This is a genomic window from Pedobacter sp. UYP30, assembly GCF_040547165.1.
Taxonomy (GTDB): Bacteria; Bacteroidota; Bacteroidia; order Sphingobacteriales; family Sphingobacteriaceae; genus Pedobacter.
The window spans coordinates 57,832-80,490 of sequence record NZ_JBEPPD010000011.1; the positions used below are offsets into that span (position 1 = coordinate 57,832).

Genomic DNA, 22,659 nt, shown 5'->3' on the forward strand with positions numbered 1-22,659 from the left:
TTTACTTTCTTTATGATGTAGTAAACAAGGTTAAAATTGAGCATTGATACCTGCCACCCAGGTTTTTTGAATAGGGTATCTATCTCCATAGTCTAGGCCTAGCACATAGCTTGGACTGTTGCCTTGCCCGCCCTCATTTGAATTTAGACGAACTCCGTTGCCAATCTCTGGGTCGTCGCCCCTATACTTTGTAAGTACAAAAAGGTTTTCTCCAGAAACATATATTCGCAAATTCGAGATACCGATTTTAGTTAATTTTGCAGATGGAATGGTATAGCCAACCTGTAGGTTTTTTAACCTGAAGAAAGATCCATTTTGTATGCTGTTAGATACCGGCCCTTTTTCAAAATTTCTTTTAGTTCCGCCCGGGCTCACTTTAGGATATAAAGCGTCGGTATGTTCGGGTGTCCAAGAATTAGGTACCACGTCTGCCCAAATGTTTTGAGGGCCGCCTTCATCCCATCCAGATAAATATATATCGCCAATAGAATATATCTTGTTTCCATACATTCCTGTCCAGAAAGTACGCAAATCGAATCCCGCATAATTAAAGTTTAAATTAAATGCATAGGTAAATTTTGGCTGGGGGTTTCCAATAATAGATTTGTCTTTATCGTTAACTACTCCATCGCCATTAAGATCACGAAATTTAAAATCACCCACTTGTGCTCCCTGTTGTATCTCATTTCCAGCTTTATTCAAAAGATCAGCCGATGTATTGTAAAATCCATCAACCATATACCCGTAGAAAGCCCCAAGTGGATCGCCTTCTTTCATTTGTATTACGGTAGGGATCCGCTCATCGTTTACCTGTATAGGAATGTTATCATTCAACTTATATACCGATGCTTTGTAGGATGAAAAAATAAACCCTAAATCCACCCCAAGTTTTCCGATGTTATTGCTATAATTTACACTGAGTTCTACGCCATGAGATTTTATTTCGGCGCCATTTACCCATTGGGTAACAGGTGCTATACCGTCTGCCGCCGGAACGCCCGAATACAGCGGCAACGTTTTTTGATAAAGCACATTGGTTGTGTAACGAGAGAAATAATCTGCGCTGATTTTAAGCTTGTTCTCGAACATTGCAAGGTCCATACCTAAGTTGGTAGACGAAGTTGTTTCCCAAGTAAGGTCTGGATTTGGCGCATTGGTAGGGCCGTAACCTTGTACAAAAACTTTACTTGAATTATCGCCGCCTACGCCACCAAGCACATAGCCGCGATTAACGGTACCTGCAATTTGAGAGAGGTAAGGAAAGTCTGACTGTATTTTCTCATTACCCAGTTGGCCCCAACTTCCTCTTATTTTTAGGTCGTTGATGGTTTTTGACTTAAATGCCTTAAAAAATTCTTCGTTAGAAACTCTCCAACCTAAACCCACAGAAGGAAAAGTACCCCAGCGTTTGGTAGGTGCAAAACGATAAGAGCCATCTCTTCTAATACTTCCCTGTATTAAATAACGATCATCATAATTGTAATTGACACGAGCTACATACGATTGGTAGGCTTTTCTGTATTTACTGCCGCTATTATTTCTATCAAGCGTTTGCGCATCTAGCACTTGTAGATAAGGATCATTTGAAATACCCGTTGAGGCACTTGCTCCAAACCAATAGCCATCTTCTTCTTCTGTAACTGTACCTCCGGTAAATCCTATTGTGTGTTTTCCAAATGTTTTATCATACGAAAGAAAGTTGTTAAGTGTCCAATGGAAATATTTATTGAAATTATCATTCACACCCGTTTTATTAGAATATTCTCTGCTGCCCAACTTAAAAATTGGAGAGAAAGAATGAGAATCATTATCAATCCTTTCGAAGCCAATGGTTGAGGTGAATTTCAACCCGGCCACTGCGGGGATTATTTTTCCTATGTCTACAATACCCTGTGCATTGCCATAAAGGCTTAACCAATGATTAGTACCATTGTTGCGCGCAGAACCGGCAACGGGATTGTTTAAGATATTAATTGCTTGGGGCACATCAAAATATTGATTTAACTCCCGATCGGCTGGTACTAGTGCGTTGATTTCATCTTGTGTCTTATAAATAGGCACGATAGAAGGAACATTTCTCGCTTGGCCATAAACGTTATTACTATGGCGTATTTCATTAGATATGTCTAAATTTTCGTTAACGTTAAACCAGTTAAATAATTTGTGGGTACTATTTAACCTAGCGGTAAAACGTTCATTGTCTGATTTAATCTGAGTACCCAGAACTTTAGAGTAATTAACACTGGTAAAATAAGTATGATCGTCGTTGCCACCTTTTACTGCGAGGTTATAATTTTGAGACTGACCAGTACGGGTGATGGCGTCTACCCAATCGGTGTTATAGCCCTTATTATAAAGATCTTGCAATGGTGCGGCTTGGCCTTTAAGGCTTACGTAATCAAAAAACTCTTTTGCATCTGCCATCGGGCGCACCTTACCATTTTTTGCAAAACCATAATAGGCGTCTAAAGATATCTGTCTTTTGCCGCTATGCCCTTTTTTAGTGGTAATGTACACAACTCCGTTAGCTGCACGATTTCCGTAGATTGCCGCCGCTGCAGCATCTTTAAAGACTTGCACACTTTCTATATCATTTGGATTTAAAAAATTAAGCCCGTTATTTACTGGTATCCCATCCACCACGTAAAGCGGGTTGTTGTTTCCAAAAGTGCCGACGCCGCGTATTCTAATTTGGCCATTGTCACCAGGCTCGCCACCATTGCTTGTTACGGTAAGACCCGCTACTTGGCCTTGTAGCAACGACTCTGTACTTTGAACGGGCATGCCCTCCAATTTCTTTCCACTTACAGAGGCAATAGCCGAGGTAAGATCCGATTTTTTTTGGGTACCATAGCCAATAACCACTACATCATTTAGGCCGTTCGAAGTAGAAATAAGCTTTACATTAATGGTATTGGTTTTAGCGTCAATCGGTTTCTCAGAAACCTCATAGCCTAAAAAACTGAAAATAAGCACATTGCTTTTTTCGTTAACGTTAATTGAAAACGCTCCATTTAAGTCTGTCGTGGTATTAATGTTGGTGTCTTTCAACTTTATAGTAACACCCGGCAATGGCGTTCCGTCTGTTTGGTCTGTTACTTTTCCGGTAACAACCTTCTGTGCAAATGCAACACTGCTTATGCAAAGTAGCAGCGTAGCTACAATACTGCATAAAGAAAATGCTCTTAGTAAGATTTTTTTCATTTTTTGTTATTTGGTTAAAAAGATTTAAGCGCCTCCCTATATGGAAAATAGACTTTAACTCATAATTCTACTTCGGCAGACTTAGACACTAAACGGTTGGTTATCACGCCTGTATTTGCTTCCGCCAAGTTATTCCAACATTTTCGAAGCGGCAACCTGCTCTATCCTGTGATTAGAAAAAAAATCTTTTTCCCCTTATTTTTAGAACAAAAATTTCTTGCTCAACCAACTCAAAAAGCAGTTGTAACGCGAATTGAAGGGATATTTTACATACCGATACTTCTTTTTCTAGTTTTTAGAAAAATCTTAAATTAAATAGAGAAGTGGTTGGTTTCGTAGATTAACAAGAGCACATGTAGCTCGAGGCAATGTAATTAATTTAAAAATTTCGTCTTTTAGATTGCTGGAAGAAACCTCAAAACCAGGAATAATTTTACCCAGAATCTTATGGCAAAAGATTTCTTTCGCCGAGGTAACGTAGTACCGAGTTGGCCATAGAAATTTTATTTATTTCAATTTAAACAGAGTCTTAAAATCGTGTTTTTAAAAAAAAAACCTACTGCGTCACACACCAACTACACCATTTAAAAATGGCGAATTATAACTTTCTTGAATTCACCTTTTCAAATCCTTAATCTGTTTAAATAGCCCAGCCGCAATCCCTTCTGAAACTTTAGCTCTGAAATTATTAATTTCCAAACCGTTGATATCGGCAAGATAAATTGCAGACCGTTTATCTTCCCTTTTTTTGATCTACATTTATATTGTAAATTAAAACAGACCGCTGACCGAAAGTCAGGTAATTAATTTTAAACGAGCACTAAGAATTATTCTACAATCAACCAGTTTTTAGGTGTTTTAAATCCTTTTCGACCTTTTGCATATGGTGGCACCAATATATCGGGTTTTATGGTATCATAAGCCGTTACTGTTTTCAATAGGCGCTCGTAAACATCCGGATAAAGGGCTTTTACATTTTTTTTCTCAGAAGGATCTTTAAGGATGTCAAAAAGTTTATCGTCTTTTTCTTTCATTTGGGGATTTCCAGAATGCGCTTTAACTATTTTCCAAGTATTGTTTACCAAGCTGCCATATCCTAGGTATAGGTCTCTTTTTATTTCCTTTTGTTTGCCTTTAATCACCGAAAACATGTTGATTCCATCAAAGTGTTTGTGTTCCGTCTTTCCTGCTCCTGCAATAGTTAATAAGGTAGGCGCTACATCCACATAACCCATTACTTGATCTACCTGTGTTCCCCCTTTAAATTCTGCTGGCCATTTAATAATTGCCGGGGCTCTTACACCTCCATCCCATTCCTGAAATTTATGCCCGCGTAAAATCCCGCTGGATCCGCCGCCCCCAGGCGCAGCCCCATTATCACTAAAAAAAAGTACGACCGTATTTTCATCAATGTGCAACTGTTTCAACTCCGCTAAAATACGCCCAATTCCGCGGTCTAAACAATTTACCATGGCGGCATAAGTTTGCCTAGGCGTGTTGCCCCTTCCCTCTTCTCCGTCTATACTTTCGGATTCTGGTTTTCCAATTTTTGGCTTGGTATCATCATATCCATTGGCCAATAAATCTTCTTTTTTAGCTTGTAAAGGAGAATGGGGGGCATTATAAGCTACATATAAAAAAAACGGAGAGGCCTCTTTTGAGTAATCCTCGATACATTTTATTGCTTCATTTGAGATTAGGTCTGTACTGTAACCTTTATCAAAAGAAGTCTGCCAATCGTTATGCCAGTCTAGCTCACCTTGCCTCTTGTGTGTGAAATAATCTATTGCTCCGTTATAATGTCCGTAAAAATGTGTAAACCCCCTATTTAACGGCAAGTATTCTTTTTTGGCATGGCCTAGATGCCATTTTCCTAATGCGGCCCTGTTCTGATAGCCAGCGCTTTTCAATAATTCGGGTAAAAATTTCTCATTAACATCTACGCCGAACTTGCTCCAAGGCGGAATTACCGTTTCCCTCAAGCCAAAACGGTTGGGGTAGCGCCCTGTTAGCAAACCGGCTCTGGTGGGCGAACATATAGGCGAAGTGTAAAAATGGTTTAATACCGTTCCTTCTTTTGCCAGTTCATCAATGTTTGGGGTTTTAATGTCGCTTCCGTGGAAACCCACATCGCCCCAGCCCATATCATCGACCAAAATAATGATGATGTTAGGCTTTTTGAGCTCCTGTTTTTGCGCAAACAAACAAGGTGTGAGCAATACTGCAAATACGAAAAAAAATGCCCGCTTAAACCATTTGTTTTTAAACTCCATGTGTTGCCTTTTCAATAAAAACACAAGTTAAAAAATCATTTTTAACCGACAAAATAAATCTCCTCTCCCCATTAGTGATGCTTATTTAGCCTTTTTATTGAGTCGAAGCTAAGCTCGATAAAACTATTCTTCTGCCTAAATCTTTTGGCGAAATTTGATCGGCAGAAGCGAATTTACTTGCAATTGCGATGGAGTTAGCACAACAATTTATTTGATTATTATATGTTTGGCATTTGTTTTCTTAATGAGGCCAGATAACTGTAATACATAGATTTATAACTGGCTAACAAAAAAACACCTCTCTTTTTTTTACAAATGATTAACAATTTCGGGGTCCTCAAAAATCAAGGTTCATTAATTATTTTCACCCAATCATTGTATCTTATTTTCAGTTACATCATTTAAAACTGGCGAATTATAAGTTTTAAAATCCTTAATCTGTTTAAATACCCCAGCCGCAATCCCTTCTGAAACTTTAGCTTTGAAATGATTAATTTCCAAACCGTTGATATCTGCACAATAAATTGCAGGTCGTTTATCTTCCTTCTTGTAATCTACATTTATATTGTTTAATTGCAAGTTTTTTACGTGGCGCGCAAACACACCGTAAGCAGGTGTGGCAGATTTTAGCTTATAGACTTCTGGATATCCCTTACCTAATTCGGCAAAATCTACATTGTCCAACTTTTTTGCGCCGCCGCCGCCGCTCGTAAACCTCACATCGCTAATCTGAATATCTTCTAAAAAATGGGTTGGTGTACCCGTAATGTGGATGCCACTTAAAGAATCTACCATGGTAGCTACAATATTAGAAATGATAATGTTCTTCCCTACTGCAACGCTGTTTGTATCAGGATCGCGAAGTCGCTCTCCCAAAGTAATGTAAATAGGATAATTGAAAATATTCGTCATGGATAAATTTGTGATGGTAATGTTTTCCATTATGCCGCCATCAACCTCTTCTAAAGCTAAGCCAAAGCAATATTTAAAGGTGCAGTTAGACACCGTAACGTTCCTAAATCCTCCGTTAGATTCGGTGCCAAATTTAATACGTCCATTTGCTCTACCAATGGGAGGAACCAAAGTACCATCAATCAAAGTGCCCTCTTTATAGCCAGATACTTGACAATTGGTAATGGTAAGATTTTCTGTTAGTTGTTTTCTGCCCAAGGCGTAAGAGCTTTTAGGGCAAATTGCATCATCATTGGGCGCATTTACCATGCAATTAGACACCACCGTATTTGTACAACAATCTATATCAATACCATCTCTATTGGTATCAATGATGAGATTATCTAGTTTTACCATATTGCATCCGGTAACCAAAATAGCAAAGTGGCCACCATGAAAAATAGTAATGTCTTTAATAACCACGTTGCTACACAGCTTAAGCGCTATGCTTTTACTTGCCTTTCCGATCTTGCCATCATTTGCTCCTCGAGTTTCTCGCGATAAACCTCCACCGTTTATCATACCGTAACCGGTAATAGATACGTTCTTTAGGTTTTCGCCCCAAATTAAACTGTTGTGGAAATAGCTGTGTCCGCCGTCTTGATATTGCTTACCAACAATATCTTCTTCGGCATCATAAGCGCCCATATTTTGTGGCGCTCCAAGTAGGATACAACCGGCATCTAAAAAAAGATTTATGTTGCTTTTTATATGGATGCTCCCGCTCAAATAAGTTCCGGCTGGCAAATAAACAGTTCCGCCACCGTTTTTTGCCGCAGCATCTATTGCTTTGTTAATGCTACCATTATCCAGTGTCTTTCCATCGCCCTTTGCTCCGTAATCTTTTACGTTGTAGTAAGGCGCATTTTTGGCACTGCAAAAAGTTATCGAGATTATTAAAAACGATAATGTAGAAAAAATTAATTTTGACATAGCTTTTAGTTTATTTTTGATTTAATATTATTTGGTTGATGGAGCAAGTATTATAGCGTGTAAAAAAATCGTCAATCTATCAGCTCCCACTTTTTTACAACAAATTTATTCTGTTTAAAATTTCCTTGACGACTGATTTTACCTTTTCCATTATCCCACTTCAAAGTAACGGTGTTGTAAGATCCTTGCTCGTAATTAAAGGTTATGCCATCGTCCTCAAACAATGTTGTGCTTACTGGCTGCTTGCCAAACACAAGGCAGTTAAGTTCGAAAACGGTCTTCGGCGTTACATTGGTAACAGGGCGGGCCAAAGGTAGAATTGTACCTTCTTTAACAAACAATGGCAACTCGCTCAAAGCGGGTTTTATGGTATAAGTTTGGCCACCTTCAAACTTTTTGTGCGTATTATAATCGTACCAAATGCCCTTTGGAAGATAAACTTTTCTTTCGTCGCTTTTTTCTGTAAGTGGTGCCGCCAAAATGCTTTTACCAATCATATACTCGTCTGATAATTTAAACGTTTTGGGATCTTCTGGATAATCTACTACTAGCGCCCGAAACGGAGGAATTCCTTTGAAATGATAATCTGCAAATGCACTATACAGATATGGGATAAGGCTCATTCTAAATTCAAAAAGTTTACGGATTTTAGATTCAATCTCTTTTGCATTACCCATCAAAATATCTTTATTGTTCTTATCTCTGTCTATTTGTAACCAAGGTGGATTTTTTAAATACCAAGAATTAAAGAGCGTTTGGGCAGAGAGAACCGCTGTTTGGGTTCGCCTTATTAAATCTTTTGTAGAATTAGACTCTCTAACTTCTGGAGACCACAACATGCCAGAAAAACCTGAGTTTAAAATCATGTTTATGTATTGCTCATGATCATAACTATCACTATATAGCGCCGCCGGGTACGGACTTGCAAATGAGTTCGAGGCCCTAACATCTAAATACGTTCTTTGATTTAGCTTTTTGTAAGTAGAATAAATTGTTTTTTGATAGAGCAGCCCAAATAATTGATGCATTTGTTCGCCATCAATGCCCGAAGGAAACTGACTTGCTTCTGGAAAGCTCCAAGAACCGCTGCCAAAAGCGATGTTTGAATTATCGCATTCATCCATTTTGAAGCCAGATATACCTTGCTTAACAAACGTATTCGTATGGTAATCTGCAAAGATGTTCCTCGCAGCGCTATCGGCAAAATCGGGTACCAGACCATTCCAAACCAAGTAATTTCCAGCTTTAGATTTTAACGGTTCATATAACGGCGACTTGGATGAAACGAACGCATGCTCCCACAAGTTAATGCGAAAGCCTTTAGTTTTCATCGTATCGATAAATTTATTCGGCGAAGGAAAATAATCTTTGTTCCAAACAAAAGAACAAGAATATGATTGCGTTTGCCACTTCGGTTCTAGGCCGAGCACATCGCATGGAATTTTATTGGATCTAAAATAATCGGCCATTTTAGAGACTTGTTGTTGATTAAAATCAGCCTTTACGCGATACTTTACACCAAGCCCCCAGATGGCTGGCAATGTGCCGCCGCCCGAAAAAAGATTGTAACGCCGAAGCACATCTAACAATTTTGGCCCTTCAAAAACGAAAACCTCTATGCCTTTAGCGCCAGGGACATCAACCGTAACTGTTCCAGAGACAGTAGCTTTACTCTTGTACAGTTCTTCAACGGAATTGCCACCACCCTCTGCGTCAGCACTTTTTGGCTTGTTAATTTTTGAAGTTGTGCCACAATAAAAAGTGGTATACCTTGCTGTATTTACCAAAATACCGTAACCTTTGTTCGAAACATAAAAAGTTGTAGGGCCGTGGGTGTAACCTAAATCGTTTAGAGGGTTATCATTTACTATCGGTTTTACCTTTAATCCCCGCTGATTAAATGACCCCATCTGCAAGCCGAAACCATATAATTGTTCATCATCTTTAAGCGGTATTTCAACTAGCGTACCTCTTTCATTTACGGATATTTTAATGTCGTCTATGTTGAAAGGCAATGCACTTTTGGGCATTTCGTTTAGACTTGCTGTCATCGGTGCTTCTGCACCATAACCATAAGGCCCAAATTTTTCTACAACGCCGGTATGAATTTTTTTAACTCCTGGCGCAACGGTTTCAATTTGTAATGCAGACTGACCGAATACCGCATTAAATGAAATAATTAACGACAGCGTAGTTATAACGTATTTTTTCATATTTTTTGTGGTCGATAACGGAGTTATCTCATTTCAATACTTAAAAAATCAAAAGCTTACTATTTTTTTACAAAAATTTTTGTTTACCCATCTTCTTGCCCTTGCACAACTAGAGAACCAACCACAAATAAAATGAGTATTGCAGGGGTAATTTTTTATCATAATTGACTATTATATAGGTCTAATCAAGCGGATCAATTTTTAGGACCAGATTTACTTACTTATTTTACATTGATAAATGGTGATAGAGGCTGGTGGCACAATAATTTGTTCGTCTTCGGTATCACTTCAGTTTCGTTTATCTTAACCACATTTTCAGAGTTTTTGCTCAATTTGTTCTTTGCCTTTATAGAGCTGGCAGACATCGTAATTAGTTTAGTCCCTTTTAAAATCTTTGCCCCATTTAAAACTAAATCAGTTTCCATGCTTTCTGTTCTGTTTTTTATTTACAAGGGGAAACGTTAACAAATTTTCTTCTCTGCTAAAACTTTCTTCTCTGCTAAAACTTAAGGTATTCGCACGCTCATATCAGGTTTTATATTTGTTTAGTTCATACCAAATCTACGATTCAATATTACAATTCTTTAATCTTTCTCACCTAATTTTCTGATGTAAACATAGATGCGGGCAAACCTTCTTTATTAAATAACGATGCGAACGCCGTATCCTTCCAAGCGTACCGTACGTAAACTGGTTTTTTTATTTCGGGGCTGCTCACTTCTACTTGGTTTCCTTTTATTTTGGCTTTCGCCGGATGAAAGACTTTGTCTGCGCCTGCAATCTCAAAATCGGTAAGCTTATTATCTTTCGCCATTAAGCCGCTCCCAATCGAACCTTTTTCAAAAGAGATGAACATTTGATTGCCCACGGGTTTAACGCTTTTATAAAGCGGCCCAGAAGCAACCAAATTACGACCATATTGATTTTTCAATGCAAACCGCACCAATCTATCGCCAACTTCTCTCTTGTGCGTGGGATGCGCAGACTCTAAGCGCCCAATGTCTAAGGTAACCACCATGCCCGTGTTGGGTACCGATAGTGCTATACGCTGGGCGTTCTTAATTTCATTTCCTTTTTCGTGCTGCAAAGGATCCGTATAGTTATACGGCGCTAATTGCACAAAATAAAATGGAAGTTGTGCTGCCCACTTTTCTCTCCAGTCGGCTATCATAAGTGGAAAAAGCGTTTCATATTGTTTGCCCCTGCCCACATTAGATTCTCCTTGGTACCAAATTATTCCTTTTACAGAGTAGGGAATTAATGGGTTAACCATCGCATTGAAAAGTGAACTTGGAGAATTGCTATTTATTTTAGAAAGGTTTGCCCGCCCTCCCAAATCTGCATTTAACCCATACACTAAAAAATGGCCATCAATTATCTCTGAGACAAGCTTAAATTTCCATTCGCCACTCAAATCTATGGTTTCATTTCCATTTGTCATCATCATCTTACCAGAAACCGACCCTGGACCACCATTGTCTATCAGCCTAATGGCTATGCTATTTTTGCCTAGAACCAACATATTATTTGGAATATCATAGTCCCTCGGTGCATTGGCAACTCCGCTTCCTACCATACTACCAATAACTTTTCCATTGATAAATGTCTCATCCATGTCGTCAACGCCGTCTAGGTGGAATTTATAATCTTTGCTCAAATCGGTTATTGTAAACGTGCGCCTAACCCAAGCTGCTCCATCAAATTCTCCTGACTCTAATCTATCAAATCTTCCCGGCAACTTTATATCTGTCCATTTTGAATCGTCTAATTTTGGCTCGCTTGCCTTTACGTCATCAAACGTAATTCTTTTCCATTGGTCTCCGTTTTCGGGCAGGGCTAATTTTGGCCATTCTGCAAGCCATGAATTAGAGGCAGATTGTGTTCTTACCAAACGGTCTATTTCTTTGTTAAAATCTCCTTGTTTTTTAAGACTCTCGCCGCTTGTCCATGCTTCTACAGGCGTGCCACCAATGCTAGACTGTATAATCCCGATAGGAACGCCCAGCTCTTTTTGAAGCTTTTTTGCATAAAAAAAAGCTGTTGCACTAACGTTGCCTGCATTTTTTGGTGTTAAAGCAACCCAATCGCCCCCAACAGAATCTTGGGGAGTAGCTGCTATGCCAAAGGGAACTTTGTAAAATCTAATGTTGGGATAATTGGCCTTGGCAATTTCTTCTTTAGACCCAACAATAGAATCTTTCGGCAGCCAACCGCTAAGAGGAATATCCATATTCGACTGCCCAGATGCGAGCCAGACCTCCCCTATTAAAACATCTTTTATGCTTATTTGCTCGTTGTTGCTTTTAACCGAAATGGTGTATGGACCACCGGCTTTGGGCGTTTGTATTTTGAGCATCCAATTGCCATTGGCCTTTGCTTTTGTAGTAACTTGTTTGCCCCAACTTGCAGAAACAACTACCTCATGGTCTGGTTTGGTAGTTCCCCAAATGGCAACATGGTCATTTTGTTGTAGCACCATATTGTTAGAAAATAGGTGGTTTATCTTTAATGTTGTTGGCTCATCGGCCTTGCGCGGATGCGCAATGAACGTTAAAAAAAACGATGCAAAACAAAGAAAAAATTTGATCATAAGAAATAAATTTTATAAAGTAATCATTTGTAAGAAAGCTAGATTTCGGTAAAAAATGTTCTACTCGATTGGTTTTTACAAAAAAGCAAAAAATTCTTCGCATATTCCGCTTAAAAACGTCCTAACTATTTGTCTATTTAAACATAAATTAGAAATATTAGCACCATTAAGATCTTATTGCGTCTTCTATAGTAATTTATGTTCACGTCAATTAATTAATCGGCATACAATTGGCCACCTTAGTTAGCCTCTTTTTTATGGTTATCAATCCCATATTACCCATTTGGCAATGTACACTGCTCTGAATAGTTATAGAAATGATTTACCAAGACTCAAATATTAAAAAAACATTGGTTTTCGTGCTAACATTTAAGAGATTAAATACAGGTATTTCGTTACAGAATGTTAAATTTGAGCAACCATTTAAAACGTCTTTCTACTTTAAAAATTACCAAACAAAAGTTAAGTATTTGTCAGTCTTTAAGCTTAAATCATAAACTTTAATGAATCATGTAAATTCTATCTTTTTTAATATTAAGACAACCTTTTTTTTATGCTTTTTCCTTACGATAGCCTTTATCTTATCGTCTATCGGCGCTAAAGCACAATCCTTTCCTTTTAAGTTTAACTATTTAACGGTAGATGATGGTCTTTCTCATACAGATGCGAACGATATTGCGCAAGACAGCAAGGGGTTTATTTGGATTGCCACATTTTTTGGTTTAGACAGGTATGATGGTTATACCATTAAGAAATTCTACAACAGTAACGAACCCGTAAACAATGCTTTTAAAAATAGGATAAACTGTATTTTCCCAGAGGCCGACGGAAATATATGGTTGGGCACAGAGGCAGGACTACAATGTTTCGATTCTAAAACAGAAAAATACATCGATTACGTAAGCAATGGCAAAGAACAGCCAATTTTCGACAAAATATACAAACTCTCTGGCAATGTCTTAGTTGGCCGCACCGAAAATAAAATTAGATTATTTAATTTAAATAACCGCGCTATTGTAGAAAAATCGGTAAAAGTGCCTAATGGTTTCGAATGCACAAGCATAACCCAAAACAACAATGGAGTTGTATTTGTGACAAGTAATTTAGGTTTATGGACCTTAGATATTCGGGGAAACCTGACGTCTGTTTCGATTACAGGCACGCCCTCTAGTGTATTTACCTACGCATATTTTGATAAATCAAACAATTTAATTCTCGCCTCTAACGATAAACTCTTTGTAACGAAAAGAGATGGAGAAGGCAAAACATTTAAAGTGACGGCACAAGTTAGGATTCCGGCGCCTGGAAAAATTAAAGGCATATTAAAGGACAACATGTCTAACTTATGGCTAAGTACCTCGTCTAGTTTATTGCGGCTAGACAGCAATTTAAAAATTATCCAAATAATTAAAAATAGAGACTCGCCACATAGCTTAAACTCAAATACCATTGACAAAATATTTATAGACCGTTCTGATTGCTTTTGGGTATGCACTTTTGGTGGCGGGGTAAACTATTTTGATCTGAACGAAAAATTGTTTTACACACTTCGCCACAGCGCCGAAAACCAGAATTCTCTCTCTGGAAACCATATTAGATCTATACTTGCAAACGGAAATGACCTGTGGATTGGCACCACTGCCAATGGTTTAAACTTATACAATTTTAAGACGGAATCTTTCGGGCATTATAAAATCTCGAATACACAACTGAAATTAAAAAGTGATGAAATTACAGCGTTAACTTTAGATAATGATAAAAATTTGTGGATTGGCAGCGCAAGCGGAATCGAAATATTAAAAGCTAACAAGACAGATCTTTGGAAGCCAACCGGATCTGAAAATTTCCCCAACCATGTAATTGATTGCATCACCAAAGATTATTATGGAAACATTTGGTTTGGAAACCACGTAGATAAATTTGGAGTGATTTGGAAAGATGGACAAAACCAATACCACGTAAAATATTATGGCTTGGGCGGCTTTTTTATCTTTGCCGATAAAAACAAACCTCAACTTCTAATTTCGTCTACGCAAGGGCTTAAAAGATTAATTGTAGATAAAAGCGGTAATGTTGTTAAACAATTTTTGTACAAAGCGTCTTCTGCCGCTAATTCATTAAGTTCTAACTATACCTACCCTATCGTTAAGCAAAATGACAGTACTTATTGGATTGGCACCATTGGCGGTGGTCTAAATAATTTATTGCTCAAGGCAAACAATCGCTACGACATAAAAATATTTGGGCAGGAACATGGCGTTTTTAACGACGTGGAGAGCATGGAAATTGACGATGCTGACAACATTTGGATGGGCGGCAATGGACTTCAAAAACTGAGCATTAAGACAGGTAAACTTACGAGATACGATAAAAACGACGGCCTACAGGGAAACAGCTTTAAAGTAAATGCCTCTTACAAAGATGCAGATGGTCGTCTTTATTTTGGCGGCATAAATGGTTTGAACTACTTCCAGCCTTCTGAGATTATATCTAATAAGATCTTACCAGAACCTACTATTACAGATATTTTAATAAACAACCGTAGCCCTCATTATGGCACTTCTAACAATGATTCTTTAAGCCAGGCCATAACTTACTCAAAAAAAATCGCCTTAAACTACCTTCAAAACAACTTTGTGGTTTTCTTTTCTGCCATGCATTACGCAAACCCGCTAAAGTGTAAATACAGGTATAAACTTATTGGTTTTGATAAGGAATGGAAATACACCGATGGTAAAAACCCCAGCGCTGCCTACAACAACCTGGACAACGATACGTACAAATTTGTTGTGCAAGCCTCTAATAACGACGATGTTTGGAGCAAGGTAACCAAAGAAATAACCTTCGAAATTATCCCTCCTTGGTGGAAATCAAATTTTGCAAAAATTGTTTATTTTCTGCTTATTTTTTCGATTTTGGTTAGCATTTATATCTATCAGGGCAGGTGGCACAGATTAAAAAGAGAAATTGAGGTACGAGCGCTGAACGAAGAAAAAAGAGAGGAGATGCACCTACAAAAAGAAGAACTATATCAGCAACAGTTGATGTTTTTTACAAACATTTCTCACGAATTTAGAACGCCTTTAACACTAATACTCGGCCCGCTAGAAAGTCTTATAAACGAAAACAAAGACTCTCATCTAAACAATTCTTATCAGCTTATGCTTAAAAATGCAAAAAGGCTGATCAATCTTATTAGCGAGTTGATGAATTTTAAAAAGGTTGCCGATAGCGTAATTAAATTACAGATACAAGAATTATCTGTCAGTCGATTCTGCCAAGAGGTAGCGGCAGAGTTTCAGCACTTGGCAACAGTAAAAAACATCGGTTTTACCGTAACCGATTATACTAAAGAAAATGCCAATAAAGAAATTATCGGCTGGTTTGACAGCCAGATTTTAGAGAAAATTCTATTTAACCTTCTAAACAATTCATTTAAATATACCGATAACGGTGGGAACGTGTCGTTCGACATCGCCACAGACATTAACCAACTTAAATCTTCATTCCTAAACGGTTTCAAAATTTTAAATGAAAATTTCCAGGCCGATAACTATATCTATTTTAGAGTTGCAGACTCTGGCATCGGGATTTCAGAAGAATCGCTCACCCAAATTTTCGAGCGTTATTACCGCATTAGTAAAAACCACTTGGGTTCTGGCGTTGGGTTGGCGCTGGTTAAAAGCCTAACATTAATGCATAAGGGCAATATTTATGTGCGCAGTGAGCGATTTAAGGGGACCGAGATTATTATCGCAATTCCGTGGGGGCAAAACTTTTACACGGAGACAGAAAAAGCGGCAGCTAAAAACGAATTTCAAACACAACTAGAGCCCATAGATAATTCTGTGCAGCTTCCTTTAGTCGACTTTTTAGAGCAACGCAGTTTACAGCCCTCAAATGGTAAAAAAAGTATTCTTTTGGTTGATGACAATCAAGAACTTCGCAATTTCTTAACCCAGATATTAAGCCCATATTACAATATCGTACAGGCTGAAGATGGAAGTGCAGCAGTAGAAATGGCAAAAGATAAAATTCCAGACTTGATTATTAGCGATGTAATGATGCCAAAAATGAATGGGATAGAGTTTTGCAGAATAATAAAAGAGGCTTTCGAAACTAGACATGTTCCTTTTATAATTTTATCGGCAAAAGATGCATTAGAAAGTAAAATTGAAGGCATGGAATCTGGAGCTGATTATTACTTTTCCAAACCGCTAAGTTCTGAGCTTTTATTGTTAACCATTAACAATATCTTTTTACAAAGAGAAAAACTAAAAGAACAATATACCAACAACTACCTATCGGAGGCAACAGAGCTTGTGCAAACAGAAAAAGATAAAACTTTCTTATCTAAATTGGTAGACCTTATCGAAGAAAACATACAGCAGCAAGATTTAGATGTAGATTTTTTATGCAGCCATCTTTTTATTAGCCGAACCAAACTTTATCAAAAAATAAAAAGCATCTCTGACCAATCTGTGGGAGAATTTATTAGAACGGTAAGGTTAAAAAGGGCAATCCAACTGATGACGCATGAAGATATAACCATGAATGAGGTTGCCGATAAAGTTGGGTTACAGAGTAGTTCTAATTTTTCTAGAACATTTAAAAGACAGTATGGAAAATCGCCTTTGCAATTTATGCAAGCATTGAAAAACGAGAAGCGCATAGATTAAAAACTTAGGTAACGATAACTTATTTTTTAACCTGCGTTTAATTATTAACCACCGTTTTACCGAATTCGCTTAGTCTAAATCAGGATTTTAAAGATTTGAATATTATAGGATTAGATTTGTTGCGAGAGAAAGAAATCTTTTAAGCCACCTTATCCTGATTCAGACAATTAAAGATTAATTTTCCTACCAATTAGAAAGCACACCAAACGGGTGGCTGGCATTTTTAAAAAAATTCACACCACAAAAAAGCCCCAAATTTTAATTGGGGCTTTAAGCATGTAAAAAATAAACTTTCTAAAATCTCAATTCTACTAAGCATTAAATCATGCCCAACTTTCTTAAGATAAAAGCTGTACTTATTCTCTAATTAATTTTAGCTGATAAGTAAAATCCGTAGTTAGGGCGTGTACCAAGTAAGGCTTAAGTGGTATTGGTCCGCAACCGTTAGATCCCACACCTAATGTTTTATGGCTTACACACAAAACAGTCCGATTACTTTTCGGCAAATCTATTTTATATGCCACGTTTTCCATTTCCTCATCGCTGTAAGGTAATGCAGATACTTGTATGAGCGAGTCGCCCTTGCTAACTCCTATACCTGCGCCATCTTTAAGCAAATTAGCCCAACGTACATCCTCGTGATTTCCACATTCCATTGGCTTTTCGTAAGGAGTAAGTTGGCCTGCAACAGAGCTGCTATATTTACCAACGTCAAAACCACTTTTACGATCTCCGTAATTTTCCATCGGGCCACGACCCAAATAACTAAATTGATTATAATCTTTATTTATAAACATCCGCACACCAATTCTGGCCAAAATAAGTTGAGGGTTATTAAAGGTAATGTGGTTGGCCACATTAATAATTCCCTTTCCGTTAATGGTATAGGTTACCTGATGGTTAACCTTAAAACCTTCTTTGCCATCTCCAACCAAATTTACGTGTATTACAACTAAGTTTTTGGCAGATTGGTCGAGCTTTACACCTTCAACATTCCATTTCATAGCATTTAAGCCATATTTTACCCAATCCTTATAAGCCCACATATCATCTTTTTGATGCGGCGCTCTCCAGAGGTGCAACATAGGTCCACCGTTTTGTTCTAACACATTTTTGCCAGCTTCTTGGAGTTGGCTGAAAGTACCAGTGGATTTATTGAAAATAATTTTGAAATTGTTTCCACTAATAGAAATAGAATCTTTATTTTGATCTACCGCTAAGCTTTCTCCATTTGATTTATCAATTACGGCTGGCAATGAAATAGGAAGTTCTAACTGTTGCTCTGCCACCTCAAATCCTTTGCTTGCCCAAAGCTTATCAGATGCCAAATCAAACGAAACCCTTAAAAAGTACTCGCAACCGGGTTTTGCTTTAACAGAGAAAGGAACTTTTAGCGTCTTCTCCTTTCCAGGTTGTATCTCGCCAACTTTTAAATCGCCAGACCCTATTTTTATTCCATCTTCACTTAACTCCCATTTTGCCGTTAAATCGCTCAGATTGAGAAATTGATACCTATTTTTTATGGTAATTATGCCGTTTTTTAAATCTGTTCCTTTAATGGTAAGCCACTGGTAGGCATGTTTAAGTTCTGGATAATGAGGTTTTGGTGATCTATCAGAAAAAACCACTCCTTTATGTATGAAATAATGATCGTTCGGCATCTCCCCAAAACCACCTCCATAAGCGGTTATATGATGGTTCGGATCTCTATCGTTATAAATACCTTGATCTTGCCACTCCCATATAGCGCCGCCCAAAAGCTGTGGATATTTATCAAAAATATCGTTATAGACATCTACCGAGCCCATTGAATTGAACATTGCATGCGCATATTCACACAGATAAAAAGGCTTAACCAACGACGTGTCATTGGCTTTATCTTCTAAACTTGCAACCTGAGTGTACATTTCACTATCGATATCGGCAGGATTTTGTGGGCCAATGCCAAAACCTTGATAGTGGGTTGGCCGACTAGGATCTATTTCTCTTACCCTTGCCAATGCAGCCCTAAAATTAGACCCACCGCTACCACATTCATTGCCAAGAGACCATATAATTACTGATGGATGATTTTTGAAATTCTGAACATTTGCCTCGTTTCTGCTAATAATGGCTTGCTTCATTCTTGGTTCTTCATTAAACTGATCCCAAGCGCCATGGCATTCTAAATTGGCTTCTGCAACAAGGTAGATTCCATATTCATCACACAGTTCGTACCACCTCGGGTCATCAGAATAATGGCAAGTGCGCACGTGGTTGCAGTTGGCTTGCTTAATAAGCACAATGTCTCTTATCATTTGCTTCTCTGTAATTGCGTGGCCATCGTCTGGCCAATTCTCATGCCTATTTACACCCTTAAGCTTTATCGGCACGCCATTTACTAAAAACAACCTTCCTTTAATTTCTATTTTACGGAAACCCGTTTTGGAAGAAATGGTTTCTGTGGTTTTACTTCCGTCTTCTATATTTAATACTGTTGTGTACAAATAAGGTGTCTCAGCAGTCCATTTTTTGGGCTTCTTTACAGGAATACTCAATTTTATTTCTACTTCTTCGCCGGGCTTTAATGCTGGGATTGTCTGTTTTCCTTCAACACCCCCCACCTTTTTATTTCCATCGAACAAGGTAACTTGTAATTTGCGTGCTGGAGATTCTTTGGTATCGTAGTTTTTAATTTTTGTAGATACCAAAAGCGTTGCGTTCTGAAACTTATCGTCAAAATCTGTTTTGATAAAGTAATCTCTAATATGAACCTTGGGCGCACTCCATAAACTTACATTTCTAAAAATGCCGCTTAACCGCCACATATCTTGGTCTTCTAAATAACTTCCTGTGGTAAATCTGTAAACCTCTACAGCCACCATATTTTTGCCAGGCTTTACATATTTGGTAATGTCAAATTCGGCAGCGTTACGGCTGTTTACGCTGTAGCCAATCTTTTTACCGTTTACCCAAAGAAAAAAGCCAGCATCAACTCCATCGAAGGTCAAAAATATACTACGTCCGTCCCAATTTGCTGGCACTTCGAAATTTCTTCTATAACTGCCAACCGGATTTCTTTCTTGGTAAGCGGTCCAACTAACTGGTGGCGTACTCATTACATTCGGAAAATCTTTTTGAAATATGTAGGTAAAATTGCTGTAGTATGGCGTTCCATAACCAACAACTTGCCAATTAGAAGGCACTTTAATATCGTCCCAACTAGATACGTCGTAGTCCTTTTTATAAAAGTTCTCGGGTCTTTTTTGTGGCCAATCTACGTAATGGAACTTCCAGGATCCATTTAAGGTTTTTACAAAAGAAGACTGATCTCTTTTAGCATTTAGAGCCTCGGTTAAATTTGCATAAGGCATCAATGTAGAATGAAAAGGCTCTTTGTTAATGCCTATACATTCTGGATCTTGGATTTCTTTCGGGACAAAAGCGGTGTCTCTTGGGCCAAAAAGATGGCTAGATTGGGATTGGGCAGTTGCAACTTTATCTGATAAGACAAAGGCAAAAATTACCGCTAATTTTAACAGGTAATTCTTAATAGAAATTTTATACATTTTATATTCTCGCTAAAACTGGTGTTTTATTAAGACGCAAATTAATTAAACTTATAAATGTGGACTGTGCGAAACATCCATTTTTATTGACAAAATGTATGGAATTACGCCAATATTGGCAGTTGTTTTAAAAAACAGCCTTTTAGCAATTTTGATCTAAGGATTTTGCGGAGGTGTTGATGTTTTAAACAACTTTCTGGCAGGGCTATTTGGTAAAAAAAGTATTGAGCTGTAATTTCTGCTCCTTCTTATTTCACGCCTATTTTGAGCAGAAATTCAGCAAACCGTTTTTTCGTTATTTCAAAGGCAGTGGAAAACCTCACAAATAAGTGATAAATACAATAAAAACTAATAAAATGTCTGTCCTTCGACTACTTATCCCGACCATTCGGGAGGCTTCGGAGGACACCATTTTATTAATTTTCCTTAAGTTAATGACATTGTCCCCTCCTAAAAAAAAGAGGGGAAGATTAGTTTACGGTAACTTTGCGTTGTCTGATTTCTCAGGGAAGCAATCTCTTTTGTAGCGCCACCTTGGAGGTTTTATAATCAAACTCCAATCCTAACAGGATACCCAAGTTGGCTTTTAATCTACTTGGTTGCTAAAATATAAGTAATCATCTTTTTAACGTTAGCTGGCGCAATATCACCGTGAGGAGACATGGCCATCGGGCCCCAATTTCCACTTCCGCCCTTTATAACTTTTTCTACAAGCATGGCGTAATTCTTATCTGTTGGCTTATATTTTTGGGCAATTTCTTTAAAAGAAGGCCCTATAAGTTTAATTGTTGGTTTATGGCAACTTAAACAATCCGCTTTTGAAATAAGCAAGCCTCCTTGAACTACGTCTGACTTTGCAGTAGATACTTTTGTCGTTTTCTTTTTCGTTACCGTTTGAGCAGACACTTGGGAAGATATGCTTACGCTTAGTGCTATTGTTGCTATAATTGCTATTCTTTTTAACATGTTTTTATTCGAATTAATTCTTTACTATTTTAAAAATTCCACATTTTTTATTGCCGGGACCAGTATCTGGGTTGGTAAGTATGTAAAGTTCGCCATTTTGATCTTCATTTATTCCAGTAATCTTTAAATTTTCTGGAAGATTTGTCAACTTAACACTTCCCCTATTCCACTTTGCGCCGTCTTGTTTAAGGTAAAACAGTGGGCCAGTCCAGTCGGCAAAAAAGTATTTACTTTTCAGCGCGGGTATGGCGGTTCCATTATAAACATAACCACCCATAATACTTATACCTATTTTATGGCTATATTCATCAATCGGCATGGTAAGTCCCTTAATGTCGCAACCTGTATCTGGTGTATTTTCATTGTTATGGCAATGGTTCCCTTCCATAATTTTCCAACCGTAATTTGCTCCCTTTTTTACAATGTCTACTTCTTCCCACAAATCTTGTCCAACTTCTCCAACAAAAAGTTGTTTCGTTACTTTATCAAAAGACATACGGTAAGGATTACGGAAACCGTAGGCCCAAATTTCTGGTCTTACATCGGCTTTGCCAACAAACGGATTGTCTGCCGGAACTTTGTAGCCACTGTCTGTGTTCACATCTATTCTAAGAATTTTTCCAAGCAACGTGTTTAGGTTTTGTCCATTACCAATAGGGCCGTGTTTATCATGCTGACCTCCACCATCGCCAAAAGATACATACAAATAGCCATCTGGGCCAAATTTAAGACATCCGCCGTTGTGGTTGCCGTCTGGTTCATCCACCGTTAAAACAATCCTGCCGCTGTTTGGATCTACTGGTCCGCTTTCTGTAAGCTTATATTCTGCCACAACTCCAGTATGATTAAATCCTTTCGTATCTATAGGCCGGCTATAGAACACATAAAATTTCTTGTTCTTTTTAAAGTCTGGATGAAGTGTAATACCTAAAAGCCCACGCTCCTCATAACCATTGTTTATTTTTATCGTTTTACTTCTTAAATCTAAAACAGGAACATTGCTTTGTTTCCCGTTTTTGAAATTTAAAATCACACCATTTTGCTTACATACCCACATTTCTCCGTTTCCGGGAAAGGCCATATCTGTAAGTGCCTCTAAGGTATCGGTAATTTTTTGTGCCTTTAAAGTTATGGTCGGTAAACCTGGCTCTCTTTTAATAGATTTCTTTTTGGGTATAACATAAGATGAACAAAAAACTGCAGCGCAGGCAAGACTAACAACTAGTAGTGCAACGGCAAGAACGCTCAATCCATTTGTTTTTAACAATAACTTTCTCATTTTTTTAATTATATAAATTTGCT

At 37.9% G+C, this 22,659-nt stretch carries 10 protein-coding genes; 1 reads left to right on the forward strand and 9 read right to left on the reverse strand.

The annotated features are described in order from the left end of the window. Positions 1-30 precede the first annotated feature (30 nt). The 6 genes from ABIB40_RS13165 to ABIB40_RS13195 form a co-directional block, all read right to left on the reverse strand. Entirely contained in the window at positions 31-3,204 is a 3,174-nt protein-coding gene (locus tag ABIB40_RS13165) for a SusC/RagA family TonB-linked outer membrane protein (RefSeq protein ID WP_502931062.1), read from the reverse strand. A gap of 827 nt (positions 3,205-4,031) precedes the next feature. After that, on the reverse strand, positions 4,032-5,477 hold the full coding sequence (locus tag ABIB40_RS13175) for an arylsulfatase B (RefSeq protein ID WP_354359803.1): 1,446 nt from the start codon (positions 5,475-5,477) through the stop codon (positions 4,032-4,034). 372 nt (positions 5,478-5,849) lie between these two features. Further along, positions 5,850-7,361: a rhamnogalacturonidase gene (locus ABIB40_RS13180; protein WP_354359805.1), complete on the reverse strand. Its 1,512-nt coding sequence runs from the start codon at positions 7,359-7,361 to the stop codon at positions 5,850-5,852. 71 nt (positions 7,362-7,432) lie between these two features. Next, the gene (locus tag ABIB40_RS13185; RefSeq protein ID WP_354359807.1) at positions 7,433-9,574 is read right to left on the reverse strand and encodes a glycoside hydrolase family 31 protein; all 2,142 of its coding nucleotides are present in this window, start codon (positions 9,572-9,574) and stop codon (positions 7,433-7,435) included. Positions 9,575-9,795: 221 nt separating this feature from the next. Further along, positions 9,796-9,999 (reverse strand): hypothetical protein, encoded by a 204-nt coding sequence (locus tag ABIB40_RS13190; RefSeq protein ID WP_354359809.1) that lies wholly within the window; start codon positions 9,997-9,999, stop codon positions 9,796-9,798. A 173-nt stretch (positions 10,000-10,172) separates the two neighbouring features. Continuing rightward, positions 10,173-12,164 carry a sialate O-acetylesterase gene (locus tag ABIB40_RS13195; RefSeq protein ID WP_354359811.1) on the reverse strand — a complete coding sequence of 664 codons (1,992 nt, stop codon included), beginning with the start codon at positions 12,162-12,164 and terminating at the stop codon, positions 10,173-10,175. 503 nt (positions 12,165-12,667) lie between these two features. On the opposite strand from ABIB40_RS13195, the gene ABIB40_RS13200 reads away from it, so the two are divergent. Next, positions 12,668-16,843 carry a hybrid sensor histidine kinase/response regulator transcription factor gene (locus tag ABIB40_RS13200; protein ID WP_354359813.1) on the forward strand — a complete coding sequence of 1,392 codons (4,176 nt, stop codon included), beginning with the start codon at positions 12,668-12,670 and terminating at the stop codon, positions 16,841-16,843. 356 nt (positions 16,844-17,199) lie between these two features. Here the strand turns inward: ABIB40_RS13200 and ABIB40_RS13205 are convergent, their stop codons facing one another. The 3 genes from ABIB40_RS13205 to ABIB40_RS13215 all read right to left on the reverse strand — a co-directional run bounded on the left by ABIB40_RS13205 (position 17,200) and on the right by ABIB40_RS13215 (position 22,636). Further along, positions 17,200-20,391 (reverse strand): glycoside hydrolase family 2 TIM barrel-domain containing protein, encoded by a 3,192-nt coding sequence (locus tag ABIB40_RS13205; RefSeq protein WP_354359815.1) that lies wholly within the window; start codon positions 20,389-20,391, stop codon positions 17,200-17,202. A gap of 591 nt (positions 20,392-20,982) precedes the next feature. Continuing rightward, complete coding sequence (locus tag ABIB40_RS13210; protein WP_354359817.1) at positions 20,983-21,357, reverse strand: c-type cytochrome; 375 nt, start codon at positions 21,355-21,357, stop codon at positions 20,983-20,985. A 13-nt stretch (positions 21,358-21,370) separates the two neighbouring features. After that, positions 21,371-22,636 carry a PQQ-dependent sugar dehydrogenase gene (locus tag ABIB40_RS13215; RefSeq protein ID WP_354359819.1) on the reverse strand — a complete coding sequence of 422 codons (1,266 nt, stop codon included), beginning with the start codon at positions 22,634-22,636 and terminating at the stop codon, positions 21,371-21,373. Between the last annotated feature and the right edge of the window lie 23 nt (positions 22,637-22,659).